This is a genomic window from Rhodococcus coprophilus NBRC 100603 (genome assembly GCF_001895045.1).
Classification (GTDB): Bacteria; Actinomycetota; Actinomycetes; order Mycobacteriales; family Mycobacteriaceae; genus Rhodococcus; species Rhodococcus coprophilus.
The window spans coordinates 646,929-672,927 of sequence record NZ_BDAM01000001.1; the positions used below are offsets into that span (position 1 = coordinate 646,929).

At 67.8% G+C, this 25,999-nt stretch carries 21 protein-coding genes; 4 read left to right on the forward strand and 17 right to left on the reverse strand.

The features are described 5' to 3' along the window. Positions 1-48 precede the first annotated feature (48 nt). From RDCOP1_RS02970 to RDCOP1_RS03010, 9 genes are all read right to left on the reverse strand, one after another. On the reverse strand, positions 49-1,380 hold the full coding sequence (locus RDCOP1_RS02970) for a M16 family metallopeptidase (protein ID WP_072698547.1): 1,332 nt from the start codon (positions 1,378-1,380) through the stop codon (positions 49-51). A 92-nt stretch (positions 1,381-1,472) separates the two neighbouring features. Beyond that, a complete protein-coding gene (gene narI, locus RDCOP1_RS02975; protein ID WP_072698548.1) occupies positions 1,473-2,201 on the reverse strand; it encodes a respiratory nitrate reductase subunit gamma in 729 nt (242 codons plus the stop codon). Positions 2,202-2,204: 3 nt separating this feature from the next. Beyond that, on the reverse strand, positions 2,205-2,888 hold the full coding sequence (narJ, locus tag RDCOP1_RS02980; RefSeq protein ID WP_084722317.1) for a nitrate reductase molybdenum cofactor assembly chaperone: 684 nt from the start codon (positions 2,886-2,888) through the stop codon (positions 2,205-2,207). Further along, positions 2,885-4,558 (reverse strand): nitrate reductase subunit beta, encoded by a 1,674-nt coding sequence (narH, locus tag RDCOP1_RS02985; RefSeq protein WP_072698549.1) that lies wholly within the window; start codon positions 4,556-4,558, stop codon positions 2,885-2,887. Before narH ends, narJ begins: the two co-directional genes overlap by 4 nt. A 34-nt stretch (positions 4,559-4,592) precedes the next feature. After that, on the reverse strand, positions 4,593-8,246 hold the full coding sequence (locus RDCOP1_RS02990; RefSeq protein WP_072698867.1) for a nitrate reductase subunit alpha: 3,654 nt from the start codon (positions 8,244-8,246) through the stop codon (positions 4,593-4,595). 41 nt (positions 8,247-8,287) lie between these two features. Beyond that, a complete protein-coding gene (locus RDCOP1_RS02995) occupies positions 8,288-9,457 on the reverse strand; it encodes a nitrate/nitrite transporter (protein ID WP_084722387.1) in 1,170 nt (389 codons plus the stop codon). Between the two features lie 286 nt (positions 9,458-9,743). Further along, complete coding sequence (locus RDCOP1_RS03000; RefSeq protein WP_072698551.1) at positions 9,744-12,014, reverse strand: polyribonucleotide nucleotidyltransferase; 2,271 nt, start codon at positions 12,012-12,014, stop codon at positions 9,744-9,746. A 325-nt stretch (positions 12,015-12,339) separates the two neighbouring features. After that, entirely contained in the window at positions 12,340-12,609 is a 270-nt protein-coding gene (gene rpsO, locus RDCOP1_RS03005) for a 30S ribosomal protein S15 (RefSeq protein WP_072698552.1), read from the reverse strand. A 157-nt stretch (positions 12,610-12,766) separates the two neighbouring features. After that, positions 12,767-13,726, reverse strand: a complete 960-nt coding sequence (locus RDCOP1_RS03010; RefSeq protein WP_072698553.1) for a bifunctional riboflavin kinase/FAD synthetase — start codon at positions 13,724-13,726, stop codon at positions 12,767-12,769. 80 nt (positions 13,727-13,806) lie between these two features. On the opposite strand from RDCOP1_RS03010, the gene RDCOP1_RS03015 reads away from it, so the two are divergent. The 4 genes from RDCOP1_RS03015 to RDCOP1_RS03030 are packed head-to-tail and all read left to right on the forward strand — an operon-like array spanning position 13,807 to position 17,072. Further along, on the forward strand, positions 13,807-14,730 hold the full coding sequence (locus RDCOP1_RS03015) for a metal ABC transporter substrate-binding protein (protein ID WP_084722319.1): 924 nt from the start codon (positions 13,807-13,809) through the stop codon (positions 14,728-14,730). Then, on the forward strand, positions 14,727-15,491 hold the full coding sequence (locus RDCOP1_RS03020; RefSeq protein ID WP_072698554.1) for a metal ABC transporter ATP-binding protein: 765 nt from the start codon (positions 14,727-14,729) through the stop codon (positions 15,489-15,491). Before RDCOP1_RS03015 ends, RDCOP1_RS03020 begins: the two co-directional genes overlap by 4 nt. Further along, positions 15,491-16,372, forward strand: a complete 882-nt coding sequence (locus tag RDCOP1_RS03025) for a metal ABC transporter permease (protein WP_072698555.1) — start codon at positions 15,491-15,493, stop codon at positions 16,370-16,372. Before RDCOP1_RS03020 ends, RDCOP1_RS03025 begins: the two co-directional genes overlap by 1 nt. Before the next feature lie 10 nt (positions 16,373-16,382). Continuing rightward, complete coding sequence (locus tag RDCOP1_RS03030; RefSeq protein ID WP_072698556.1) at positions 16,383-17,072, forward strand: metal-dependent transcriptional regulator; 690 nt, start codon at positions 16,383-16,385, stop codon at positions 17,070-17,072. Between the two features lie 4 nt (positions 17,073-17,076). Here RDCOP1_RS03030 and truB read toward each other — a convergent pair whose 3' ends face one another. The 8 genes from truB to infB all read right to left on the reverse strand — a co-directional run bounded on the left by truB (position 17,077) and on the right by infB (position 25,919). Further along, positions 17,077-17,997, reverse strand: coding sequence for a tRNA pseudouridine(55) synthase TruB (gene truB / locus RDCOP1_RS03035; RefSeq protein ID WP_072698557.1), 921 nt, complete (start codon positions 17,995-17,997; stop codon positions 17,077-17,079). Between the two features lie 2 nt (positions 17,998-17,999). Continuing rightward, positions 18,000-18,662 (reverse strand): 4'-phosphopantetheinyl transferase Npt, encoded by a 663-nt coding sequence (npt, locus tag RDCOP1_RS03040; RefSeq protein ID WP_072698870.1) that lies wholly within the window; start codon positions 18,660-18,662, stop codon positions 18,000-18,002. Between the two features lie 41 nt (positions 18,663-18,703). Then, entirely contained in the window at positions 18,704-19,642 is a 939-nt protein-coding gene (locus tag RDCOP1_RS03045) for a metallophosphoesterase family protein (RefSeq protein WP_072698871.1), read from the reverse strand. Positions 19,643-19,647: 5 nt separating this feature from the next. Then, entirely contained in the window at positions 19,648-20,994 is a 1,347-nt protein-coding gene (locus tag RDCOP1_RS03050) for an MATE family efflux transporter (RefSeq protein ID WP_072698869.1), read from the reverse strand. A gap of 47 nt (positions 20,995-21,041) precedes the next feature. Beyond that, positions 21,042-21,995 carry a DHH family phosphoesterase gene (locus tag RDCOP1_RS03055; RefSeq protein ID WP_072698872.1) on the reverse strand — a complete coding sequence of 318 codons (954 nt, stop codon included), beginning with the start codon at positions 21,993-21,995 and terminating at the stop codon, positions 21,042-21,044. Positions 21,996-22,062: 67 nt separating this feature from the next. Further along, positions 22,063-22,521 (reverse strand): 30S ribosome-binding factor RbfA, encoded by a 459-nt coding sequence (rbfA, locus tag RDCOP1_RS03060; RefSeq protein ID WP_072698558.1) that lies wholly within the window; start codon positions 22,519-22,521, stop codon positions 22,063-22,065. Between the two features lie 58 nt (positions 22,522-22,579). After that, positions 22,580-22,870 (reverse strand): DUF503 domain-containing protein, encoded by a 291-nt coding sequence (locus tag RDCOP1_RS03065; RefSeq protein WP_072698873.1) that lies wholly within the window; start codon positions 22,868-22,870, stop codon positions 22,580-22,582. Positions 22,871-22,955: 85 nt separating this feature from the next. Then, positions 22,956-25,919, reverse strand: a complete 2,964-nt coding sequence (gene infB, locus RDCOP1_RS03070; RefSeq protein WP_072698559.1) for a translation initiation factor IF-2 — start codon at positions 25,917-25,919, stop codon at positions 22,956-22,958. Positions 25,920-25,999: the final 80 nt, after the last annotated feature.

Below are 25,999 nucleotides of genomic sequence, written 5' to 3' on the forward strand. Positions count from 1 at the left end.
ACTGTGCCGGCGGTCGGGTCCTGGGCCAGAGGGCCGGAAGGCCGGAGATCAGCCCACGATCCCGCGCACCGCGGCGGGAAGGTCCCGTGGACGGCGGTACGGGCCCACCACAGCGGCCGCGAACGGCCTGTGCAGCAGATCTGCCGCGACTTCTCGTACCTGTTCCGACGAGACCGCCGCAATACGCTCGAGAGTCTCGGTCAGGCTCCAGTGCCGGCCGTAGTTCAGCTCACTGCGGCCGATTCGGTGCATCCGTGCCCCGGTGTCCTCGAGCCCGAGGACCAGGCCGCCGCGCAACGACCCCTTCGCCCGAGCGCATTCGGCGTCGGTGATGCCGTCCTTGGCGACGGAGGCGAGCACTTCGCGGATCACCGTCGCGACTTCGGCGAGGTTGTCGGGCTGACATCCGGCATAGACGGAGAACGCGCCGGTGTCGGCGAACGTGTCGGTCCCCGAATACACCGAGTACGCCAGTCCCCGCTTCTCCCGCACTTCCTGGAACAGGCGGGAGCTCAGACCGCCACCGATTGCGGCGTTGAGCACCGACAGCGCCCAGCGGCGGTCGTCCTGCCGGCCGAAGGACCGGACCCCGAGCGAGAGATGCGCCTGTTCCCCGTCGTGCTCGGTGATGCTCAGCCTGGGCGGCGTACGCAGTTCCAGCCGGCCTTCACGGCGGGGCACGGGCCGGGCACCGTCGTCGAGGTGGCCGGCGAACGCGCGACGCACAAGTTCGACGGTGTGCTCGTGATCGACGTTCCCGGCGACCGCGACCACCATCCGCTGCGGGGTGTACCTGCGCACATGGAAGGAGTGCAGCTGGTTTCGGGTCATCGCCTCGATCGAGTCGACCGAACCGATGATCGGGCGCCCGATGGGATGGTCGCCGTACAACGCGGTGAGGAAGGCATCGCCGAGGAGGTCTTCGGGGTCGTCGTCGCGCATCGAGATCTCCTCGAGCACGACCTGCCGTTCGACGTCCACGTCCGCGCTGCGGCAGCGGCCGCGCAGTACCACGTCGGCGACGACGTCGACCGCGAGCGGCAGATCGTCGTCGAGCACGTGCGCGTAGAAGCAGGTGTGTTCCTTGCTGGTGAAGGCGTTGAGTTCGCCGCCCACCCCGTCGACGAGCTCGGCGATGTCGAGGGCCGTGCGCGTCGGGGTGGATTTGAACAGCAGATGCTCGAGGAAGTGCGCCGCACCCGCGACCGACGGCTGTTCGTCACGCGACCCGATTCCCACCCAGACGCCCACTGCCGCCGAGCGCACTCCGGGCACGTGCTCGGTGACCACACGCACCCCTCCGGGCAGCACGGTACGGCGGACACCGGACTCCACTGCGGGAGCCGGATCGAAGGGAGAAGTGTGCTGGGTGCGAGCCATGTGTGTGTTCAGCGGTCCTGCGGTCGGGTTCGGGCACGTACGTCCCGGAACGGAACATCACACGATACATGCGCGCCCGGATGAAGCGTCGGTCACCAACCGCGGCGCCGGGGACGTGCACCGACGAGGTCGCCGTCTCGCGCCTCGTCCCTGCTCCGGTAGACGATGTAAGGGCGGAACAGATATCCCAGGGGTGCGCTGAACGCATGGACGAGTCTGGTGAACGGCCAGATCGCGAACAGCAGCAGACCGATGAGGGTATGGATCTGGAACGAGACGGGTGCCTCGGCGAGGAGTTCTCCCTTCGGTTGCAGGATCCAGATGGACCGGAACCACGGCGAGACGGTGTCGCGGTAGTTGTGTTCGCCGACCACGCCCGCCCCCATCAAGGTGGTCGCCAGGCCCGCGACGATCGCGGCCACCAGAACCACGTACATCACCTTGTCGTTGAGCGTCGTGGCGGAGTACACCGGACCGTTGGTCCGTCGGCGATAGACCAGCAGGCCCACCCCCACCAGGGTGCAGAGGCCCGCGATCGTGCCGAGTACGAGAGCCTGGACGTGGTACGCGTGCTGGCTGATCCCCAGCGAGTACGTCCACGACTTCGGGATCAGCAGTCCGATGATGTGGCCGATGATCACGACGAGGATGCCGAAGTGGAAGAGCGGACTGCCGATACGCAACAGCCGGCTCTCGTACAGCTGCGACGAGCGTGTGGTCCAGCCGAACTTGTCGTACCGGTAGCGCCACCACGTGCCGACGATCAGAACCGCGAGTGTCACGTACGGCACGACGTTCCAGAAGATTGCACCCGCGCTCATCGTCTACCGCCCTTCTCGTCGTTGGTGGGAGTCCCGGCGAGGCGGAACGGTCAGCGTGAACGGTTGCAGCCCGATCGCTTCGGCCGGCGGTCCCGCATGCATCAGTTGCCGGGCCCGCTGCTCCTGCGCCTCGTCGACCGGAGGCAACGTGGCACACACCGCCGCGATGGTGTCCGCGTATGGCGAATCGTCACCGACCAGCGCCCGGTGCAGCACATCGATCGGAACCCGGTGCGCGACCAGCAACCGTTCACCCGCCTCGGGCGCGACGGTGGCCGCGAACTCGAGCACCACAGGCAGGTGGTCGGGGGCCTCGTCGACCGGGGGTTCGGCGCCGGCCTCCCGGTAGGTCTGCACGAATGCGTGGATCTCCGATCCGCGGTTGCGGGTGTCTCCAGCGGTCCAGTAGGTGAGGTACATCGTCGAGCGGCGACGTAGATCGAATGTGTCGACATATGCCTGCGCCGCGTCGAGCAGGCTGCTGCCCCGCAGGTAGGACGCCGTCCGGGCGAGCCGGCCTCGCGCGGGCTCGTCGATGTGGCCGACCAGTGCCTCGACGGTCCCGAGACGGTCCGCCATCTGCTCGTCCGGATAGGCCAGCAGCAACGAGGCTGCCTGGTGGACGAGTCGCGTCTGCAGCCGGCGCGCGGGATCCTCTCGGCGTGACGCCCGCCGGAACAGTGTCACCGCCGCTCCTCGCCGTCGTCCGGCCAGGCGTTCGGGAACAGTCCCGTGGGCGCGCCCTTGCCGTCCCAGTTGAGGAGATTGACCCGTGACGGCTCACGCTCGTTGACGGCGAGACCCTCTGTGGTCTGACGCTCCGCCAGCGCATGGAACGTCTCGACCGCGACCGGCACCGGTCCCCCGCTGGACTCACCGAACGGGCCCGACTCGTACATCCCCGGGCCACCGGCGAACGAGAGCGAGCAGTCCGTCGCGGATTCTTCGAGTTGGTGACCTTCGGTGGCGTACGCGGTGGGAATCACATACCGCTCCTCGTACTTGGCGAGCGCGAGCAACCGGTACATCTCGTAGATCTGTTCCTCCGTCATCCCCACCGACTGCGGGATGTGCGGCTGAGTGTCGCGACCGAGATTGATATCGCGCATGTAGGACCGCATCGCCGCGAGTCGCCGGAGCACCGCTTCGACGGCTGCGACGTCGCCCGCGGTGAACAGTTCCGCGAGGTAGCGGATGGGAATCCGCAACGCCTCGAGTGCCCCGAAGAGATTTCCGAGTTCTTCACCGTCGTGACCGTCGCGGCTGACCGCATCGACCACCGGTGAGAGCGGCGGCACGTACCAGACCATCGGCATGGTGCGGTATTCCGGGTGGAGAGGCAACGCGACCTTGTAGACGTTGATCAGTGAGTAGATCGGCGAACGTTGTGCACCGGCGATCCACTCGTCGGAGATCCCTTCCGCCCGGGCACCGGCGATCACTTCCGGATCGTTCGGGTCGAGGAGAATCCCGCGCTGCGCCTCGTACAGATCCTGATCGTTCTCCACCGCGGCCGCTTCGAGCACCCGGTCCGCGTCGTAGAACACCAGGCCGATGTAGCGCAGCCGTCCGACGCAGGTCTCGGCGCACACCGTCGGCAGGCCGACCTCCACGCGGGGATAACAGAACGTGCACTTCTCGGCCTTACCGGTCTTGTGATTGAAATAGACCTTTTTGTAAGGACATCCGGAGATGCACATCCGCCAGCCGCGGCACCGGTCCTGGTCCACCAGGACGATGCCGTCCTCCGCACGCTTGTAGATCGCCCCGGAGGGGCAGGACGCGACGCACGAAGGGTTGAGGCAGTGCTCGCAGATCCGGGGAAGGTAGAACATGAACGTCTCTTCGAGCGACGTCTTGACCTGCTCGTTGATCTTCACCAGGATCGGGTCGTCCGGGACGATCTCGGGTGAACCGGCGAGGTTGTCGTCCCAGTTGGCCGACCACTCCACCTTCATCGGTTCGCCGCTGAGCAGACTCCGGGGCCGCGCCACCGGAATGTTCTCGCCCGCAGGAGCATTGGTGAGTGTCTCGTAGTCGTAGGTCCAGGGTTCGTAATAGTCGTCGATCGCCGGCATCTTGGGATTGGAGAAGATCCGGCTGAGCTTGTGCAGCCGGCCCCCGTCGCGAAGGCGAACCCTGCCCTTCTTGTCCCGGTACCATCCGCCGCGCCACTTGTCCTGATCTTCGTAGGTGCGGGGATAGCCCTGCCCGGGACGGGTCTCGACGTTGTTGAACCACACGTATTCGGTGCCGGACCGATTGGTCCAGGTCTGTTTGCAGGTGACCGAGCACGTGTGGCAGCCGATGCACTTGTCGAGGTTCATCACCATCGCCATCTGTGCCATGACCTTCATGATCGCCCCTGCCTCTGGAGTACGACGGTGGACATCAGTACGTCACCTCCTGTGACCGGCGGCGCACGACAGTCACTTCGTCGCGTTGATTGCCGGTCGGTCCGAGATAGTTGAACGCGTACGAGGTCTGCGCATAACCGCCCGCGAGATGGCTGGGCTTGATCAGGATCCTGGTGATCGAATTGTGAATCCCTCCTCGCGTTCCCGTGGTTTCGGTGAGGGGAACATCGATGACGCGTTCCTGCGCGTGGTGGACGAACACCACTCCTTCGGGGATGCGCTGCGAGACGATGGCGCGGCACACCACGACACCGTTCCGGTTGACCGCCTCGACCCAGTCGTTGTCACGCACCGAGATCTTTGCGGCGTCCGCCGGGCTCATCCACATCGTCGGCCCGCCGCGTGAGAGCGACAGCATGAAGAGGTTGTCCTGGTACTCCGAGTGGATCGACCATTTCGAGTGCGGCGTCAGGTATCTCACCGTCAGCCCCACCCCGTCACCGGAGCCGATCGAGGTCTCGCCGAACAAGCGGCTCATGTCCAGCGGAGGCCGGTAGGTCGGTAGTTGTTCGCCCATCTCCTCGATCCAGTCGTGGTCGAGGTAGAAATGCATCCGGCCGGTGAGGGTGTGGAACGGTTTGAGTTCTTCGATGTTCGTGGTGAACGGGGCGTAGCGGCGTCCGCCGGTCTCGCTGCCCGACCACTCGGGACTCGTGATGACCGGCACGGGACGCGCCTGGGTGTCGGCGTAGGTGATCCGGCGTTCCTCGCTGCCCTCGGCGAGATGTACCAGCCTGCGGCCGGTCCGTTTCTCGAGTTCGCGGTAGCCCTGTACCGCCAGCCGTCCGTTGGATGCCCCCGAGAGTGCCAGGATCACGTCGGCCATCCGCTCCGCGCTGGTGATCGCCGGGCGCCCGGCCGCCGGTCCGGAATCCAGGACGCCGAACTTGACGGCCAGTTCCCCGACTTCTCGATCGGGGTGGGTGGTGACACCTTTGGTGGTCAGCCCCGCCGATTCGACGAGCGGGCCCAGTGTGGACCACTTGTCGGCGATCGCGGTGTAGTCCCGTTCGACGACGACGAGCGGACCCATGGTCTTGCCGGGCACCGGTACCTCACCGGTCTTCGTCCAGTCGTTCTCGCTTCCACCGGCAAAGGACATCTCACCGGGGGTGTCGTGCTGATGTGTCCCCATCACCACGTCGGTCCGCGTCCCGAGGTGAGTGCGCGCCAGGGCGCTGAACGCCTTCGCGACAGCACCGAACGCCTCGTAGTCCGACCGTGCCTCCCAGGGGGGATCGATCGCGGCACTGAACGCGTGCACGTACGGATGCATGTCGGTACTCGACAGATCCCCCTTCTCGTACCAGGTCGCCGCGGGCAGAACGACATCCGAGAACAGGGTCGTCGACGTCATCCGGAAGTCGATCGACATCAGCATGTCGAGCTTGCCCTCTGGGGTGTCGTCCCCCCAGGCGACGTCGTTCGGCCGCAGGTCCGGTGCGGCCTGCGCACCCTGGATATTCGAGTCGGTGCCCAGAAGATACTGCAGGAAGTACTCGTTGCCCTTGCTGGACGAGCCCAGGAGATTCGACCGCCACAGACTGAGCACACGCGGCCAGTTGCGTGGTGAATCCGGGTCGGTGACAGCGAGTTTCACCGTTCCCCGGGCAAGCTGTTCGGCGATGTACTCGGGGATCTCACGACCGGCCGCTCGCGCTTCGTCGGCCAGTTCGTGCGTGTTGCGATCGAACTGCGGGTAGAACGGCGACCACCCCATCGCCACCGCCGAAGCCATCACATCCATGGTGTGCTTGTCCCGGAAGCGCCCGCGCGAGAGGGGATTCGACAGAGCGTCCGCCCGGTACCCGTCGTACTTCCACTGGTCGGTGTGCACGTACCAGTAGGAGGTTCCGGCCATCTGGCGAGGCGGTCTGCTCCAGTCGGTGGCCATCGCCATCGTGGCCCACCCGGTCGCAGTCCTGCACTTCTCCTGCCCGACGTAGTGCGCCCAGCCGCCTCCGTTGCGCCCCATGGAACCGGTGAGCAGCAGCAGCGACAGCACCGCCCGGTAGGTCGCGTCGCCGTGGAACCACTGGCAGATCCCGGCGCCCATGATGATCATCGACCGGCCGCCCGACTCCTCGGCGTTGCGAGCGAGTTCCCGGGCGATCCGGATCGTTTGTGCCGCCGACACTCCGGTGATCGCTTCCTGCCAGGCGGGTGTGTACGGCGAGGTGGGGTCTTCGTATCCGGCGGGCCACTGCCCGGGGAGGTTCAGTTCCGGCCGTCGCACCCCGTATTGCGCGAGCATCAGGTCGAAGACGGTGCAGACCACGTGGTCGCCCACTCGGCGAATCGGCACGCCGCGTTCGAGGCTCTCACCGCGCCCGTCGATCGTGTCGAAGCTGGGCATATGAACGGCGAGGACCTCTGCCGTGCCACCGGCCGCCGGCGCCACCGTCAGGGCGGGTTTCAGGTCGCCCAGGTCGAGATTCCACTTGCCCATCCCGTCCTCGCCGTAGCGGAATCCGAGTGAACCGTTCGGCACCGTCACCCCGTCGGTCACGCTGTCGAGCAGTACCGGCTTGAACACGGCGTTCTCCACGTTCCGACCGAGGTCGGCGGCGGTGAGGTTCTTGCCCGGAACCCACTTTCCTTCTCGCTCTTCGAGTCTCACGAGGAATGGCAGGTCGGTGTACTGCGCGGAGAAGTCGGCGAAGAACGGCACGCGCTTCTCGACGTAACACTCCCGGAGCAGCACGTGACCCATCGCCATCGCCAGGGCGCCGTCGGTGCCCGCGGCACACGGCATCCACTCGTCGGCGAACTTGGTGTTGTCGGCGTAGTCCGGGCTGATCGCGACGACCTTGGTTCCGCGGTACCGGACCTCTGTCATCCAGTGCGCGTCGGGGGTGCGTGTCACCGGGACGTTCGAACCCCACATCAACAGGTATGCCGCATCCCACCAGTCCCCCGATTCGGGAACATCCGTCTGGTCGCCGAACACCTGCGGGGACGCCACCGGGAGATCGGCGTACCAGTCGTAGAAGGAGGTCATGACGCCGCCGACCAACTCGATGAACCGGGAGCCTGCTGCATGCGACACCATCGACATCGCCGGGATCGGGGAGAAACCCGCGATCCGGTCGGGTCCGTACTCCTTGATGGTGTGGACGTGCGCCGCCGCGACCATCTCTGTGGCTTCCGCCCAGGTGACCCGCACCAGCCCGCCCTTGCCCCGCGCGCGCTGGTACCGCCGACGGCGTTCCGGATCGTTCTGGATCTCCGCCCAGGCGAGCACCGGATCGCCGAGGCGTGCGCGCGCTTCGCGATACATCTCCACCAGCACGCCGCGCGCGTACGGGTACCGGACCCGGGTCGGCGAATAGGTGTACCAGGAGAAGGCCGCACCTCGAGGACAACCGCGCGGCTCGTACTCCGGGCGGTCCGCCCCCACAGTCGGATAGTCCGTCTCCTGGGTTTCCCAGGTGATGATCCCGTCCTTGACGTAGATCTTCCACGAACACGACCCGGTGCAGTTCACGCCGTGGGTGGATCGCACCACTTTGTCGTGGCTCCATCTGTCGCGGTAGAAGATGTCGCCTTGCCTACCGCCCTGGTGGAGGATGGTGCGGGTGTCGGCCGACTCTTCTCCGCGGGAGAAGAACCGGCCGCTGCGGACCATCAGCTCCTCGAGCGATCCACCGACAGCGGCCTTTTCCGTAGTCACGTGTTCTCCTCTTGTTGCCGATGCGGAGCCTGGCCCGACGCGGCCGGTTCACGTGCCTTCAGCCATATCGCGGTGTAGGCCAGCGCGGCGAGGGCAGCCGCGACCAGGAGCAGCAGCCCGACCGTGTAGTCGTTGCCGACCGGGTCGTAGGTTGCGCCCATCACGAGCGGCGGGAAGTATCCGCCGAGGCCACCTGCTGCGGCGACGATGCCGGTGATGCTGCCGACGGACTGCGCGGGCGAACGCCGCGCCACCCAGGCGAACACGCCTCCGGTGCCGATGCCGAGGAAGATCGCCATGGTGATGAAGACAACGGCCGACCAGAAGTCCGGCGGTGGCTTGAACGTAGCGATGAATGCGGTCGCCGCGGTGCCGGCGAACGATGCGATCACCACGTACTTCGGTGGGATCCGGTCGGAGAGCGTTCCGCCGATGGGGCGGGCGATCACCGCGGCGACGGCGAAGCCCGCGGTGCGGGTGCCTGCATCGACCGCCGAGAACTCGTACACCGTCCTGATGTAGGTGGGCAGGTAGCTGCTGAACGCGACGAAACCACCGAAGACGATCGCGTAGAGGAACGACATTTCCCAGGTGACACGGAGCTTGCATGCCGCAAGGAATTTGGGCACGACCGGCTGGGTGTTGGGTACGAATGCGGGTGCGTTCCTCATGACGGTCACACACAGCACCGCGGTCAGCGCCAGCACCACGGCGATGATCACGTGGGTGGCGACCAGCCCGAACCAGCCGACGAAACGCGGCGTGAAGAATGCCGACAGGGCCGTGCCGACCATGCCCGCGCCGAAGACACCCGTGGCGAAACCGCGCCGCGACGGGTCGTACCAGTTGTTGGCGAACGGGATTCCGACGGCGAAGATCGTGCCCGCGATACCCAGGAAGAACCCGGACAGCAGAAGCAGCGGATACGAGCCCGCATTCCCCGCGAAGCCGACGGCGAGGACCGGCAGGATCGACGCGAGGGTGATGGCGATGAACATGATCCGGCCGCCGTAGCGGTCCGTGAGTGCACCCACCACGATGCGGCCCAGGGAGCCGACGAGGATCGGTGTCGCCACGAGCATCGACGTCTCGGAACTGCTGAGAGACATATCGCCCGCGTAGGTGGTCGACAGCGGCCCGATCAAGTTCCAGGCCCAGAAGTTCATCGACGATACCCAGGTCGCCAACGCGAGGTTGACGCCCGGCCGTGCCCCGATTCCCGTGGGTGCAATCGTGCTCACATCTACCAGGGAACACCCGCGTACGGGATCCCCGGGCGGCTTTGCCGAAAGGTATACGTGGGAAGGCGTACGAGTTTCGTGCGAAAGCAGCGGTCCGGCGCCTCTCTCCGGCTTCTGCCGTACAACGACACCGCGCGCTGTCCCTCCCCGAAGGGAAGAACAGCGCGCGGTGATGTCCGCCCGGAGCCGAAGGCCTACCGGGAGGGACCGATCAGGACTCGGTGGTCGCTTCGGCCGGAGCGGCCTCGGCGGAGTCGTCCTCGACGGGCACGAGGCTGATCTTGCCCCGGTTGTCGATGTCGGCGATCTCGACGCGGAGCTTCGATCCGACGCTCACGACATCCTCGACCTTGGCGATGCGCTTGCCGTTGCCCAGCTTGCTGATGTGGACCAGACCGTCGCGACCGGGCAGCAGCGAGACGAATGCGCCGAACGCCGTGGTCTTGACCACGGTGCCGAGGAATCGCTCGCCGACCTTGGGCAGCTGCGGGTTGGCGATGGCGTTGATCTTGTCGATCGCGGCCTGCGCGGACGGGCCGTCCGCGGCACCGACGTAGACGGTGCCGTCGTCCTCGATGGAGATGTTGGCGCCGGTCTCCTCGGTGATCGAGTTGATCATCTTGCCCTTGGGCCCGATGACCTCGCCGATCTTGTCGACCGGAACCTTGATCGTGGTGATGCGCGGCGCGAACGGGCTCATCTCGTCCGGGCTGTCGATCGCCTCGGCCATGACCTCGAGGATCGTGGCGCGAGCGTCGTGAGCCTGCGACAACGCACCCGCGAGCACCTGCGACGGGATGCCGTCGAGCTTGGTGTCGAGCTGCAGGGCCGTGACGAAGTCCTTCGTGCCGGCGACCTTGAAGTCCATGTCGCCGAAGGCGTCCTCGGCTCCGAGGATGTCGGTCAGCGCCACGTAGCGGATCTCACCGTCGACCTCGTCGGAGACGAGGCCCATCGCGATGCCGGCGACCGGCGCCTTCAGCGGCACACCGGCGTTGAGCAGCGACAGCGTCGAGGCACAGACGGAGCCCATCGACGTCGAGCCGTTCGAGCTCAGTGCCTCGGACACCTGACGGATCGCGTACGGGAACTCTTCCTGGCTCGGAAGCACCGGCGCGATGGCCCGCTCGGCGAGAGCGCCGTGGCCGATCTCGCGACGCTTCGGCGAACCGACGCGGCCGGTCTCACCGGTCGAGTACGGCGGGAAGTTGTAGTGGTGCATGTAGCGCTTGCTGGTCTCCGGGCCGAGCGAGTCGACCTGCTGAGCCATCTTGACCATGTCGAGGGTGGTGATACCCATGATCTGCGTCTCGCCACGCTCGAACAGTGCCGAACCGTGTGCGCGGGGAACCACCGCGACCTCGGCGGAGAGTGCACGGATGTCGGTGATCCCGCGCCCGTCGATGCGGAACTGGTCGCGCAGGATGCGCTGGCGGACCAGCTTCTTGGTGAGCGAACGGAAGGCCGCTCCGATCTCCTTCTCGCGACCCTCGAACTTCGGGGCGATCTGCTCGAGCACCTCGACCTTGATCTCGTCGGTGCGGTCGTCGCGCTCCTGCTTGCCCGCGATGGTCAGCGCCTCGGCCAGCTTGGTCGACGCAGCGGCCTCGACCTCGGCGTAGACGTCCTCCGCGTAGGGCGGGAACAGCGGGAAGTCGCCGGTCGGCTTCGCAGCGGCGGCTGCGAGCTGTTGCTGGGCCACGCAGAGACGGGCGATGAAGGGCTTGGCGGCTTCGAGCCCCTGGGCGACGATCGCCTCGGTCGGCGCCTGTGCGCCGCCCTCGATGAGCGAGATGACGTTCTCGGTCGCCTCTGCCTCGACCATCATGATCGCGACGTCAGCGGTGTCCGGGTTGTCGCCGCCACCGACGATGCGGCCCGCGACCACCATGTCGAACACGGCGTTCTCGAGCTGCTCGACCGTCGGGAAGGCGACCCACTGCCCGGCCTTGTTGTCGTCGGACGTGATGAGCGCGACGCGCACGCCACCGACGGGGCCGGAGAACGGCAGGCCGGCGAGCTGCGTGGAGGCCGACGCCGCGTTGATCGCGACGACGTCGTACAGGTCGTTCGGGTTCAGGCTCAGAACCGTGACGACGACCTGGATCTCGTTGCGGAGACCGTCGACGAACGACGGGCGCAGCGGCCGGTCGATCAGGCGGCAGGTGAGGATCGCATCGGTGGAGGGGCGGCCTTCACGACGGAAGAACGAGCCCGGGATGCGGCCGGCTGCGTACATGCGCTCTTCGACATCCACCGTCAGCGGGAAGAAGTCGAAATGGTCCTTGGGGTGCTTCGACGCACTGGTGGCCGAGAGCAGCATGGTCTCGTCGTCGAGGTAGGCGACGACGGCTCCGGCGGCCTGCTGGGCAAGGCGGCCGGTCTCGAAACGGATCGTGCGGGTGCCGAAGGCACCGTTGTCGAGTGTCGCGACGGCTTCGTAGACGCCTTCGTCGGTCTCGACTGCGGAATTGCTTGTCATCTTTGTATCTTCTCTTCCCTCTTCGTCTTCGCCGTACCCGCGCGGGCTCCACGGCCCCCTTGGCCGTGGTTGCGCACCGATTCACGGAGGCGGTCGTCGATCGAAACTTTCCGGCCGGGGTATCGCACACGGACACCGTGCCTGGACCGGAAAGTCACTACCGAGGACCGACACCATCGGTGCATACGGTTCACCGCCGTCGGCGGTGTGGTGTGCCGGCTATCGCGGCACAAACACCGATAGCCAACGGGGCCCAGTGTAGTGGGTACCCCGTTGGCTGTCGGAAAAGATCAGCGGATGCAGATCGTGTCGCTTCCCGGCTGCGTCAGCGACGCAGGCCCAGACGCTGGATGAGCGAGCGGTAACGCTCGACGTCGACCTTCTCGACGTACTTCAGCAGGCGGCGACGACGACCGACCAGCAGCAGCAGGCCGCGGCGGGAGTGGTGGTCGTGCTTGTGCTGCTTGAGGTGCTCGGTGAGATCGACGATGCGCTTGGTGAGCATCGCGACCTGAGCCTCGGGCGACCCGGTGTCGGTCTCGTGGAGGCCGTACTCGCCGAGGATCTGCTTCTTCTGTTCGGTGGTCAATGCCACTGGTATTACTCCTGAACAACTGACGTCCGCGTGACAGAAAGCGGACCGGGTCCGCCGGTGCGGCCGCCGCGAACCGCAGCACACACCAGCAGACGATATTACCAGAGCCGGTTGCCCGGCCCTCGCGTGCATCGCTGCACCCCGTCGGGGGTGGGCGTCAGCCGGCGAGAATCTCGCGCGCACGCTCCGCATCGCGGTGCATCGCCGAGATCAGGGCTTCCACGGAATCGAACTTCTCCATTCCCCGCAGCCGCTCGACGAAGTCCACGGCCACGTGCTGGCCGTACAGGTCGGCTTCCTCGTCGAGAACGTAGGCCTCGACGGTGCGCTTGCGTCCCGAGAAGGTCGGATTGGTTCCGACCGACACGGCGGCCATGTACCGCTCCCCGACCGAGACCCCTTCGACGGGTGATCCCGAGCCGAGGACGGTGAACCAGGCGGCGTAGACCCCGTCGGCCGGAATCGCCGCGTACATGGGCGGGGCGACGTTGGCGGTCGGGAACCCGAGTCCACGACCGCGACCGTCGCCGTGCACGACGACCCCTTCCACCCGGTGCGGACGGCCGAGCGCATCTGCCGCCGCAGCGACGTCGCCGGCGTCCACACAGGACCGGATGTAGGTCGACGAGAAGGTCACCGCGTGCTCGGCGACGAGGGTCAGTCCCTGCACCGCGAAGCCCGAGCGCGCGCCGATCGAACGCAGCAGGTCGACCGTCCCGGCGGCCTTCTTGCCGAACGTGAAGTTCTCCCCCACCACCACCTCGGCGACATGGAGTCGCTCGACGAGGATCTCGTGGGCGTACCTCTCGGGTGAGAGCTTCATGAATTCGGGGGTGAACGGCACGACGCAGAACACGTCGATTCCGAGTTCCTCCGCCAACTCGGCGCGCCGCGCCAGGGTGGTCAGCTGCGCGGGGTGACTGCCCGGCCGCACCACTTCCATGGGGTGCGGGTCGAACGTCATGAGCACGCTCGGCACACCCCGCTCCGTCGCGGCTTTCACAGCGCTCGATATCAACTGCTGGTGTCCCCGGTGTACGCCGTCGAACACCCCGATCGTCACCACACAACGACCCCAGTCCGCAGGTATCTCGTCCAGACCTCGCCATCTCTGCACATCGGCAGCCTACGGCGCACGCGCCGGCCGGTCATCCTCGCCCGGTCGCGCAGCCCGCATGGACAGCATCTGCGACCCGAATGCATAATTTCGGTGTGCCGAACATTTCGATTGGATGGGTCAAAACCGCGGTGGTGGCGATCGCCGCAGCGACCCTCGCTGCCTGCGCCTCCCCGACGGAAGCCGACGAGCGCCCCTTCGCTCTGACCACGTTCACGGTCATCGCCGACATGACCCGCGCGGTCGCGGGCGAGCACGTCCGGGTCGAGTCCATCACCAAGCCCGGCGCCGAGGTCCACGGTTACGAGCCGACCCCCAGCGACCTCCGGAACGCCGCCGACGCCGACCTCGTCCTGGACAACGGCCTCGGACTCGAGCGCTGGTTCGAGCAGTTCCTCGAAGACGCCGACGCGTCGCACGTGGTACTCAGCGAGGGCATCGAACCCGAGTTCATCACCGGCGACAGCTACGCCGGGCAGAACAATCCGCACGCCTGGATGTCTCCGCTCAACGCCCAGATCTACGTGGACAACATCACTGCGGCCCTGACCGATCTCGCGCCGGAACACGCGGCGGAGTTCGCCGCGAACGCTGCCGCCTACAAGGCGGAACTCGCCGCTCTCCACGAGGACCTCGTCGCCGGCGTCTCGGCACTCCCCGAAGCCCAGCGCGCCCTGGTGACGTGCGAGGGCGCGTTCAGCTATCTCGCACGCGACGCGGGCCTGAAGGAGGCGTACCTGTGGCCGGTCAACGCCGACCAGCAGGGCACACCCCAGCAGATCGCGCAGACCGTCGACTTCGTGCGCGACAACCGGGTACCCGCAGTCTTCTGCGAATCGACCGTCTCGGACAAGGCGCAGCAGCAGGTGGCCGCCGACACCGGTGCGCGATTCGGCGGGACGCTCTACGTCGACTCGTTGTCCGGCCCGGACGGTCCGGTCCCCACCTACCTGGATCTGCTGCGGCACGACATCTCGACCATCACGGCAGGACTGACACGATGACCACACCCGCCCTGGACATCGATACCGTGACCGTGCGCTACGACTCCGTCACCGCGCTGGACCGGGTGTCGCTGGCCTTGGCGCCCGGCAGGGTGTGCGGACTCGTCGGAACCAACGGCTCCGGCAAATCCACCCTGTTCAAGACGATCATGGGTCTGGTCCGGCCGGTGTCGGGGCGCGTCTCGATCACCGGCGGATCCACCGCGGCCGCACGCCGGAAGGGTGCGGTGGCGTACGTGCCGCAGTCGGAGGCCGTCGACTGGGATTTCCCGATCGGCGTACGGGACGTGGTCATGACCGGCCGGTTCGGGCGCCAGGGTTTCATACGCAGGCCACGACCTGCGGACCGTGCTGCCGTCGAAGCCGCCCTCGACCGCGTCGGCATGACCGACTTCGCGACACGGCAGATCGGCCAGCTGTCCGGCGGCCAGCGCAAACGCGTGTTCGTGGCGCGGGCGATCGCGCAGGAAGCTCCCCTGCTCCTGCTCGACGAACCCTTCGCAGGTGTCGACACGAAGACGCAGCAGGCGCTGACAACGGTGATCCGCGACCTCGCGGCATCGGGGCACGCCGTCCTCGTCGCGACACACGACCTGACCGGCCTGCCGCTCCTCTGCGACGAGGCCGTTCTGCTGCAACGACGTCTCCTCGTTCACGGTTCACCCGACGAAGTGCTGCGTCCCGAGAACCTGGCGCTCGCGTTCGGCGCCTCCCCGGCCGACTCGCCTGCCGGCCCGCCCACCGTCCGAGAGGTGCAGTGATGCTCGATCTACTGCTCGACCCCCTGCAGTACGGCTTCATGCAGCGCGCGCTGATCGTGGCGGTCGCCGCGACGGTGGTGTGCGCCCTGCTCAGCTGCTGGCTCGTCCTGATCGGGTGGTCGCTCATGGGTGACGCCGTCTCGCATGCGGTGTTGCCGGGCGTCGTGCTCGCGTATCTCGCCGGAGCGCCCTTCGCGCTGGGTGCCCTGTTGTTCGCGGGGATCGCGGTCGCCCTGATCGGGCTGGTCCGCAACACCAGCCGTGTCAAGGAAGACGCCGCGATCGGCATCGTTTTCACCACGCTTTTCGCGCTCGGTGTCGTGCTGATCTCCAAGAACCCCAGCCAGATCGACCTCAACCACGTGCTGTTCGGCAACCTGCTGGGCCTTGCCTCCGGTGACGTCTGGCAGGTCTCGGCGCTCGCGGCAGCGGTGCTCGTCGTGCTGGTGGTCAAGCGTCGTGACCTGACGCTGTTCGCGTTCGATCGGGTGCAGGCACACGCCCTGGGTATCTCACCCGGCCGGTTGTCGGCGCTCCTGCTCGCGCTGCTCGCCGTCACCATCGTCAGCGCGATCCAGGCGGTCGGGGTGATTCTGGTGGTCGCGATGCTGATCATCCCCGGAGCTACCGCCTACCTGCTCACCGACCGCCTCGCGCGGATGCTCGTCATCGCACCGGTGCTCGCGGTCGCCGCGTCGGTCGTCGGGGTGTACACGAGCTACTACACCGACGCCGCGACCGGCGGGGTCGTCGTCCTGGCGCAATCGGTGGTGTTCGCGGCGGTGTACCTGTTCTCGCCGCGGCACGGCGTGGTCACCAAAGCGGTGCGCCGCCGCGCCGCGGCGACCGACGCGGGTGAATCCGTGCTGACGGTTACCTAAACTGAACGACGTGACGGACACGAGCGAGACCACGGCGACCGAGACACTGTCATCGGTCGCCCAGGACTATCTGAAGATCATCTGGACGGTCCAGGAGTGGTCCGGGGAGAAGATCTCCACCAAACTGCTCGCCGAGAAGCTCGGTGTCTCGGCGTCGACCGTGTCGGAAGCGGTCCGGCGCCTGGCCGATCAAGGTCTGCTCGACCATGCTCGTTACGGGTCGATCTCCCTGACCGACGCCGGCCGCACGGCCGCCGTGTCGATGGTGCGGCGGCATCGGCTCATCGAGACGTTCCTCGTCCGGGAACTCGGTTACGGCTGGGACGAGGTGCACGACGAAGCCGAGGTGCTCGAGCACGCGGTGTCCGAACGGATGGTCGCCGCGATGGACGCCAAACTCGGTTACCCGGAACGCGACCCGCACGGTGACCCCATCCCGTCGCACGACGGCCGGGTCGACGCGCCACCGGCCCGACCCCTCACCGCATTCGCAGACGGCGAGCACGGGCGGGTCGCCCGGATCTCCGACGCCGACCCCGCGATGCTGCGCTACTTCGACGAAGTCGGTATCTCCCTCGACACCGACATCCGCGTCGTCGAACGCCGCGACTTCGCCGGGACGATGTCGATCCGGATCGGCACGGACGGTGACACGGTGGAACTGGGCACCCTCGCGGCCGGGGCGATCTGGCTCGTCTGAGCGATCACATGTTCGCCGGCCGCACCACGAACACCGACGCCGCGCGCCGTCCCTTCTCCTGGACCAGCGCGGCCGCGCGGCCGCGCTCGTCGATCGCGGCGTAGACGCCTTCGATTCCCGCCGGTTCGAGCCACCGTCCGTTCGCGAGGACCGCGGCCTCGGCGTCGGTCACCGTCCTGCACTCGAACGCTGTGCGGATCGCCTCGTCGATGTCGAGACTCGGCACCGGATCGTCGGCGAGTTCCTCGAGGGTGCGCGCATGCTCGAGCCCGAACGGGCCCACCCTGGTGCGTCGCAACGCAGTCAGGTGTCCCCCGACGCCGAGCGCGGCTCCCAGGTCGCGGGCGAGCGCGCGAATGTAGGTTCCCGACGAACAGTCCACCTCCACGTCCAGGTCGACGAAGGAACCTACGTCGCGGCGTGCGAGCACGTCGAACCGGGACACCGTCACCGGCCGTGCGGGGATGTCGACGGTCTCGCCCTCACGCATGCGCGCATACGCGCGTTTGCCGTCGATCTTGATGGCACTCACGCTGGCGGGGATCTGCTCGATGTCGCCGGTGAGCGTCTCCACCACCGCGGCGATCTGCTCGTCGGTGACGGCCGACGCGTCCGAGGTCTCCACCACGTCGCCCTCGGCGTCGTCGGTGACGGTGCTCTGGCCTAGACGGATGGTCGCGGTGTAGGACTTCGTGGTCAGCGACAACAGGCCCAGTAGCTTGGTGGCTCGCTCGACACCGAGCACGAGGACGCCGGTAGCCATGGGGTCGAGCGTGCCGGCATGCCCCACCTTCCGGGTGCCGAGCAGGCGGCGGCACCGCGCCACCACGTCATGGCTGGTCATGCCCGCGGGCTTGTCGACGACAAGCAGGCCGGCGCGTGCCACCGCGGGGTTCTCGGTCGAATCGTGATTGCGGTCGGTCATCGTCAGCGCACCGCGATCGCAGTGAGAACGAGGCCGTCCGCGACGAGCCAGCGGCCGTCGAATCCGGTCACCGGCGGTCCGTCGTGCGTGTCGCCGGGTACCAGGATCCGGGAATGGAACGTGCCGGTCACGGCGTCGGACGTGGTCTCGCGCTCGAACGTGATGTGGGCATCCTCGAATCCGAGCCAGCGGCCGGTGAGGGGAAACCATGCCTTGTAGGTGGCTTCCTTCGCGCAGAACAGCACCCGGTCCCAGTGCACGTCACCGTCGGTCGACGCGAGCCATTCCCGCTCCGGCTCGAGACTGACCGCGGGCAGCACGCCGTCGGGCAGCACGTCGTGCGGTTCGGCGTCGATCCCCAGCGACCGCACCTGCAGCGAGTACCCGAGCACCGCACCCCGGTAGCCGTCGCAGTGGGTGAGGCTGCCGACGAGTCCGCGCGGCCACACCGGCGCTCCCCGTTCGCCGCGCATGACGGGACCGGGTTCGACGCCCAGGCGCGCCATCGCAAGCCGGGCGCAGTGCCGGGCTCCGGCGAACTCCCGGCGCCGCTTGTCGACTGCGCGTGCGACGAGGGCTTCCTCCTGGGGGTGCGGTTGCAGCCCCGGCGGGTCGGAGAAGAGTTCCGCGGCGGCGACACCCTCCGGCACGATGCGCGAGATCAGCGCTTCATGGGTCTCGACCTGTTCTCCGGCGGACGGTTCCGTCACCGCAACTCCCTCTGTCGTTCTGCTCGCATCTTCTCGGCTTCGGCTTCCATCTCGGGCGTCACGGTGAAGTGTCCGCCCCACTTGTTCAGGGTTCCCGGCGGATACTCGGGCACCGGCAGGATCTGCCGGAGGAGCCGGTCGGGCAGGCCGCGCCGTTGCCATTCGCGCGGGTAGCCGACGGACACCTCCTCGAATCGGACGCCGTCGTAATAGGTCGTGCGCGGGATGTGCAGGTGCCCGTAGACGCTGCACAGCGCGCGGTACCGCAGGTGCCAGTCGGCCGTCTCCGTGGTGCCGCACCACAGCGCGAACTCCGGATAGAACAGCATCCTGGTGGGTTCGCGCACCAGCGGGAAGTGATTGATCAGGACCGTCGGCAGTTCGGGATCGAGAGCGTCGAGCCGTTCGCGTGTCCGATCGATCCGCGCCTTGCACCACGTGTCGCGGGTGACGTACGGGTCGGGACGCAACAGGAACTCGTCCGTCGCGACAACGTTGCGTTCGCGGGCGAGCGCAAGTCCGTCGGCCTTCGTCGTCGTGCCGTCGGGCAGGAACGAGTAGTCGTAGAGAAGGAACATCGGGACGAGTACGACCGGTCCTCCCTCTCCCTCCCAGACGGGATAGGGATCCTCCGGGGTGAGTACGCCGAGTTCCCGGCACATCGTGACGAGGTAGTCGTAACGCGCCACGCCGTGCATCTGCACGGGGTCCTTCGCCGTCGTCCACAGTTCGTGGTTGCCGGGCACCCAGATCACCTGGGCGAATCGGCTCCGCAACAGCGACAGCGCCCAGCGGATGTCGTCGGTCTTCTCCGATACGTCGCCGGCGACGATCAACCAGTCGTCGGGCGACTCCGGATACAGGTCCTCGGTGACCGGCCGGTTGCCCCGATGGCCTACATGGATATCGCTGATCGCCCACAGCTTCGCTGCCACCGGCACTAACCTCCCGACTCGTTGTGCGCGTGGACCTGCCGGTCCGCGCCCGTCACCGCCCACCGTCCCGACACGGTGCGTACCACCACGGCGATCATCCGGAACACGATGAACACCGTAAGCCCCGTCCAGATGCCCGCCAGACCCCAGTCGAAAACGAGAGAGCACCAGATGAGCGGCAGGAATCCGAACAGCGCCGACGCCAGGGTCGCCGTGCGCAGGAAGGCCGCGTCGCCCGCGCCGAGAAGGACCCCGTCGAGAGCGAACACCACACCGGCGAACGGCATGATCGCCACGAAGAACCACCATGCCACGCCGATCTGCTCGATGACCGCGGCGTCCGAGGTGAACAGTGCCGGCAGCACGGTACGGCCGAGCAGGAACACGACGGCGAGACCCGCGGCGAACAACGCGGACCACGTGGTCACGCGCCACGCGAGCCGGGTGGCACCGCGGCGATCCGAACCTCCCAGGGCGGCACCGACCAGCGCCTGCGCTGCGATGGCCAGCGAATCCAGCGCAAGCGTGACGAAGTTCCACAACTGGAGTACGACCTGGTGACCGGCGACCGCCGCGGCACCGAAGCGGGCTGCCACCGCCGCGGCGGACAGGAAGCATGCCTGGAACGCCAGGCTGCGGGCGATGAGGTCGCGGCCGAGCCGTAACTGGGCGCCGATCACGTCGGTCCGGGGGCGCAGCGGTACACCCGACCGCAGCAACGCAACGAGGAACAGCGTTGCGGAGACCGATTGCCCGATCACGTTGGCGACCGCGGAGCCGACGAGTTCCCAGCGCGGCGCGCCGAGCAGTCCGTGGACCAGCACGGGACACAGCAACGCCGACAGGGCGAGACCCGCGATCACGTACCGCAGCGGCCGCAGATTGTCCTGCACGCCGCGCATCCAGCCGTTGCCGGCCATACCGATGAGGATCAGCGGCACCCCGAACAGGGCCACTCGCAGCCACGAGACGGCCCCGGCTGCGATTTCGGCGTCGCCGGCGATCAGGTTCGCAACCGGACCGGCGGCCGCTTGCCCTGCGATCAGGATGAGCAACCCGACGCCGACGGCCAGCCAGGTGGCCTGAACGCCCTCGCCGACCGCGTCGTGGTGCCGGTCCGCACCGTGGAGGCGGGCGGAACGCGCGGTAGTGCCGTACGAGAGGAATGTCAGCTGAGTGCTCACCGTGGCCAGCACCAGACCGCCGATAGCCAGGCCCGCCAGCGGCAACGCGCCGAGACGCCCCACGACTGCGATGTCGAACAGCAGATACAACGGCTCGGCGGCGAGTACGCCGAGCGCGGGCAACGCGAGGCCGAGGATGCGGCGGCCGGAGATCTCCGCCGGCGCCACCTGCTCGACGGGTTCCGGCGTGACAGCCCGCTCGGCGGGTTCCGGCGTCACTCGAGAACGCCGCGCAGGGCGGCCACCACCGAGTCCGGTGTGCCGTGCGCGGTGTAACCGGCCGCGAAAGCGTGACCGCCGCCACCGAGATCGGTTGCGGCGGCGGCGACATCGACGGCGGTCTTCGACCGGAGCGACACCGTCCACGTCTCGTGCCCGACCTCCTTGAACACCGCGGCGACTTCCGCTTCCGCGGTGGTGCGCACGATGTCGATCACGCTCTCGACCTCCTCGGAACCGAGGTGTGCCGAATCGGCGCGACGAACGAATGCGTAGACGAGGCCGCGGCCGTGCACCGCGTCGGGCACGAGGGTCGCGGAAGCCAGCACCGACGAGAGCATCGGCAGCCACCCGAAGGGATGGGTGTCGAGGAGTTCACGCGTGATGGCGGCCCCGTCGATACCGGTCGCGAGGAGACGCTCGGCGATCCGATGCGACGCCGGGCGGCCCCAGCGGAACGACCCGGTGTCCGTCACGAGTCCCGCGTACAGGCAGTGAGCGAGGTCCGCGTCGACAGCGACGCCCCATTCGTCGAACAGGTCGGTGAGCACCACGGCGGTGGCCTCCGCCTCGGGATCGATGAGGTTGTCGGTGCCGAATCTCGTGTTGGACACGTGATGGTCGATGACGAGAGTGCGCGTGGCACCGGCCAGGCGGTCGCGCAGGGTGCCGAGACGCCCCACCGTGCCGCAGTCGACGCTCACCACGAGATCCACCTCCCGGCGCACCGACTCGACGGGCGTGACGAGATGCCCGCCCGGCAGTGAACGCATCGACTCGGGAACCGCGGCTGGCGCGGCGAATGCGACCTGCACCGCGACACCCCGGCGCTCGAGCGCGAGCCCGAGTGCCAGCCCGCTGCCGAGAGTGTCGGCGTCGGGCTGGACGTGGCAGAGCACCGTCACCGTCGACGCGGCGTCGAGCAGCGCCACTGCACCGGGCAGGTCCACGGGCGCGCCCGGCGCGGCGGCGTCCGGGTGGGAAGCACGGACCGTCGGCCCGTTGCTCGGCGAATCGTTACTCGGCGTCGTCACCGGCGTCACGCTCACGGGGCTCCTTGTACGGATCGGGATCGCCGGCGGGGACTGCACCCTCGCGGGCGCGGGCCACGTCCTCGTCGGCTGCGCGTGCCCGCGCAAGCAGCTCCTCCATCTGCCGTGCGGTGTCCGGCACGGTGTCGGTGACGAAGGTCAGACTCGGGGTGAAACGTACACCTGTGCCCGCGCCGACCATGGTGCGCAGGACGCCCTTGGCCTTCTCGAGCCCGGCTGCGGCTGCCTCGACGTCCGGTTCGGTGTCCAGGTCCGCGCCTCGCACCGTGTAGTAGACGGTCGCGTCGTGCAGATCGGCGGTGACCCTCGCATCGGTGATCGTCACGAACTCGAGTCGCGGATCCTTGATCTCGGTATCGATCGCCGTGGCCACGATGGTGGCGATGCGCTTGGCAAGTCGGCGCGCCCGTGCTGGATCGGCCATGTCGTTCGTTCCTCTCCTCGGCCGCCGGGGTGGGCGGCCGCGATCTCCTTCGGCCGGGTCAATCCTCCGGGCCGAACAGTCTTCGTCTGGTGGACAGCAGGTCGAGTTCGGGGCGCTGTGCGACCAGTCGCTCGCAGGTATCCAGTATGTCGCGCACGTGCTCGAAGTCGGGTGCGACCACCGCCACAGCGAGGGTCGAGCGACGGTACAGGTCGTGCTCGCCGGTTTCGGCCACCGAGACACCGAAGCGCCGCAGCTCTGCGAGGACCGGCCGGATGTGCGACCGCTTCTCTTTGAGTGAATGCACGTCGCCGAGCAGGATGTCCAGCTCGAGTGCTCCCAGATACATCCGCATCCTCGGTGTCGGTGGTGCCGTCCCGACACGCCCGTGGCGGCGAACGACGAATCGTCCACCGCCACAGGCGTCAGGGGTGTCAGTCGCGCGGCTTCTCGCGAAGCTCGTACGCCTCGATCACGTCACCGACCTTGATGTCGGAGTAGGTGACCGTCAAACCACACTCGTAGCCCTCGCGGACCTCGGTGACATCGTCCTTCTCGCGTCGCAGCGACGAGATGGTGACCGTCTCGGCGACAACGTTGTTGTCGCGGAGCAGACGAGCCTTCGCGTTGCGCTTGACGATGCCGGACTGCACGAGGCAACCCGCGATGTTGCCGACCTTCGACGACTTGAAGATCGCACGGATCTCGGCGCGGCCGAGCTCGACCTCCTCGTAGATCGGCTTGAGCATGCCCTTGAGAGCCTTCTCCACCTCGTCGATCGCCTGGTAGATGACCGAGTAGTAGCGGATGTCGACGCCCTCGCGGTTCGCCAGCTCCGTCGCCTTGCCTTCGGCGCGAACGTTGAAGCCGATGATCACCGCGTTGGAAGCCGCTGCCAGGTTGACGTTGGTCTCGGTGATGCCACCGACACCGCGGTCGATGACCCGCAGCCGAACCTCGTCGTCGATCTCGATACCCATGAGGGCCTCTTCGAGGGCCTCGACGGTACCGGAGTTGTCGCCCTTGAGGATGAGGTTGAGCTCGTTGTGCTCCTTGAGAGCGGCATCGAGATCTTCCAGGCTGATCCGCTTGCGGCTCTTCGCTGCCAGCGCGTTGCGCTTGCGGGCGTTGCGCCGGTCGGCGATCTGCCGGGCGATCCGGTCCTCGTCGACGACAACCAGGTTGTCGCCGGCGCCGGGCACCGACGTGAAGCCGATGACCTGCACGGGCCGGGACGGGAGTGCCTCGAGGACATCCTCGCCGTGCTCGTCGACCATGCGGCGGACACGACCGTAGGCGTCGCCGGCGACGATGGAATCGCCGACCCGCAGGGTGCCGCGCTGGACGAGCACCGTGGCCACCGGACCGCGACCGCGGTCGAGGTGTGCCTCGATGGCGACGCCCTGCGCCTCCATGTCGGGGTTCGCCCGCAGGTCGAGCGACGCATCTGCCGTGAGCAGGACCGCTTCGAGCAGTTCGTCGATGTGCAGCCCCTGCTTCGCGGAGATGTCGACGAACATGGTGTCGCCGCCGTACTCCTCGGTGACGAGGCCGTACTCGGTGAGCTGCTGCCGGATCTTGTCCGGGTTCGCGCCCTCCTTGTCGATCTTGTTCACCGCGACCACGATCGGCACGTCGGCCGCCTGGGCGTGGTTGATCGCTTCCACCGTCTGCGGCATGACGCCGTCGTCCGCCGCGACCACGAGGATCGCGATGTCGGTGGACTTCGCACCACGGGCACGCATGGCGGTGAACGCCTCGTGACCCGGGGTGTCGATGAAGGTGATGAGGCGATCTTCACCGTTGAGGTGCGTCATGACCTGGTAGGCACCGATGTGCTGCGTGATGCCACCGGCCTCGCCCTCGCCGACGTTCTCCTTACGGATCGTGTCGAGCAGGCGGGTCTTGCCGTGGTCGACGTGACCCATGACGGTGACCACCGGCGGACGCTGCTGGAGGTCTTCCTCGCCGCCTTCGTTCTCGCCGTACTGGATATCGAACGACTCGAGCAGTTCGCGGTCCTCGTCCTCGGGCGAGACGACCTGGACGACGTAGTTCATCTCCGAGCCGAGCAGCTCGAGGGTCTCGTCGTTCACCGACTGAGTGGCCGTGACCATCTCACCGAGGTTGAACAGAGCCTGCACGAGTGCTGCCGGGTTCGCGTCGATCTTCTCGGCGAAGTCCGAGAGCGATGCGCCACGGGCGAGACGGATGGTCTCGCCGTTGCCGCGGGGCAGCCGCACGCCGCCGACCGACGGCGCCTGCATCGAGTCGTATTCCTGCCGCTTCTGCCGCTTCGACTTGCGGCCACGACGGGGAGCACCACCGGGACGACCGAACGCACCGGCTGCGCCGCCACGACCACGACCACCGGCGCCACCGCCGCCGGGACGACCGCGGAAGCCACCGGGAGCACCTGCTCCTGCGGGTGCGCCGCCACCGGCGCCACCACCGCGGTAGCCGCCGCCACCACCGGCGCCGCCACCGGGACGACCGCCCGGAGCACCGCCGGGACGACCCGGCCGACCGGCCGGGGCCGGACGTGCAGCACGCTGCGGCATGGCACCCGGGTTCGGGCGAGGAGGCATAGAGCCCGGCGTCGGGCGGGGACCGCCCTGACCGGGAGCGGGACGGGGTCCACCCTGGCCGGGAGCCGGGCGGGGACCGCCCTGACCGGCGGGGGGACGACCCTGACCCGGCGTCGGGCGGGGACCGCCCTGACCGGGAGCGGGGCGAGGACCGCCTGCACCCGGACGGGGGCCGCCGGGACGCGGAGCCGGACGCTCTGCGGGAGCGGACGAATAGGGGTTGTTACCGACACGCGGGGCCTTGGGGCCGGGACGCGGGCCTGCCGGCTTGGGGCCGGGCTTGACCGAAGGTGCCTGGGGCGCCGATGCGGCGGCCGGAGCCGACGCTTCGGGAGCCGCCGCGGCCGGTGCCTGGGCAGCGGGAGCGGCGGGTGCCTCTGCAGCCGGGGCCGGAGCCGCCGGAGCCGGCTTGGGGGCTGCCGGCTTGGGTGCACCGGGCTTCGGACGCGACGCGGCGGCCGGGCTCGGAGCCGAGGTGGCCTCTGCCGTCGATGCTGCTGCCGGTGCGGCTTCTGCCGGTGATGTCTCGGGTGCCGGGGCCGCAGCCGCGGGCGAAGGTGCCGCCGGGCGCGGGCCCGGGCGGGGTCCACCGCCGGGGCGGGGTCCGGGGGTCGGAGCGGCCTTACCGGCCGCTGCGCCGTCTTCCTTCGCGCCACCGAACGATTCGCGCAGACGGCGCGCAACCGGGGGCTCGACGGTAGAAGACGCCGATTTCACGAACTCGCCCTGCTCCTTGAGCCGTGCGAGTAGTTCCTTACTGGTGACACCGAGTTCTTTAGCCAACTCGTGCACGCGGGCCTTGCCTGCCACTGCTCTCCTCACTGATGAGGTCGAGCCGGCCAATGCCCGCACGACCTCGGGTTATCTCCGATGGACGTTCATCGCTGGTG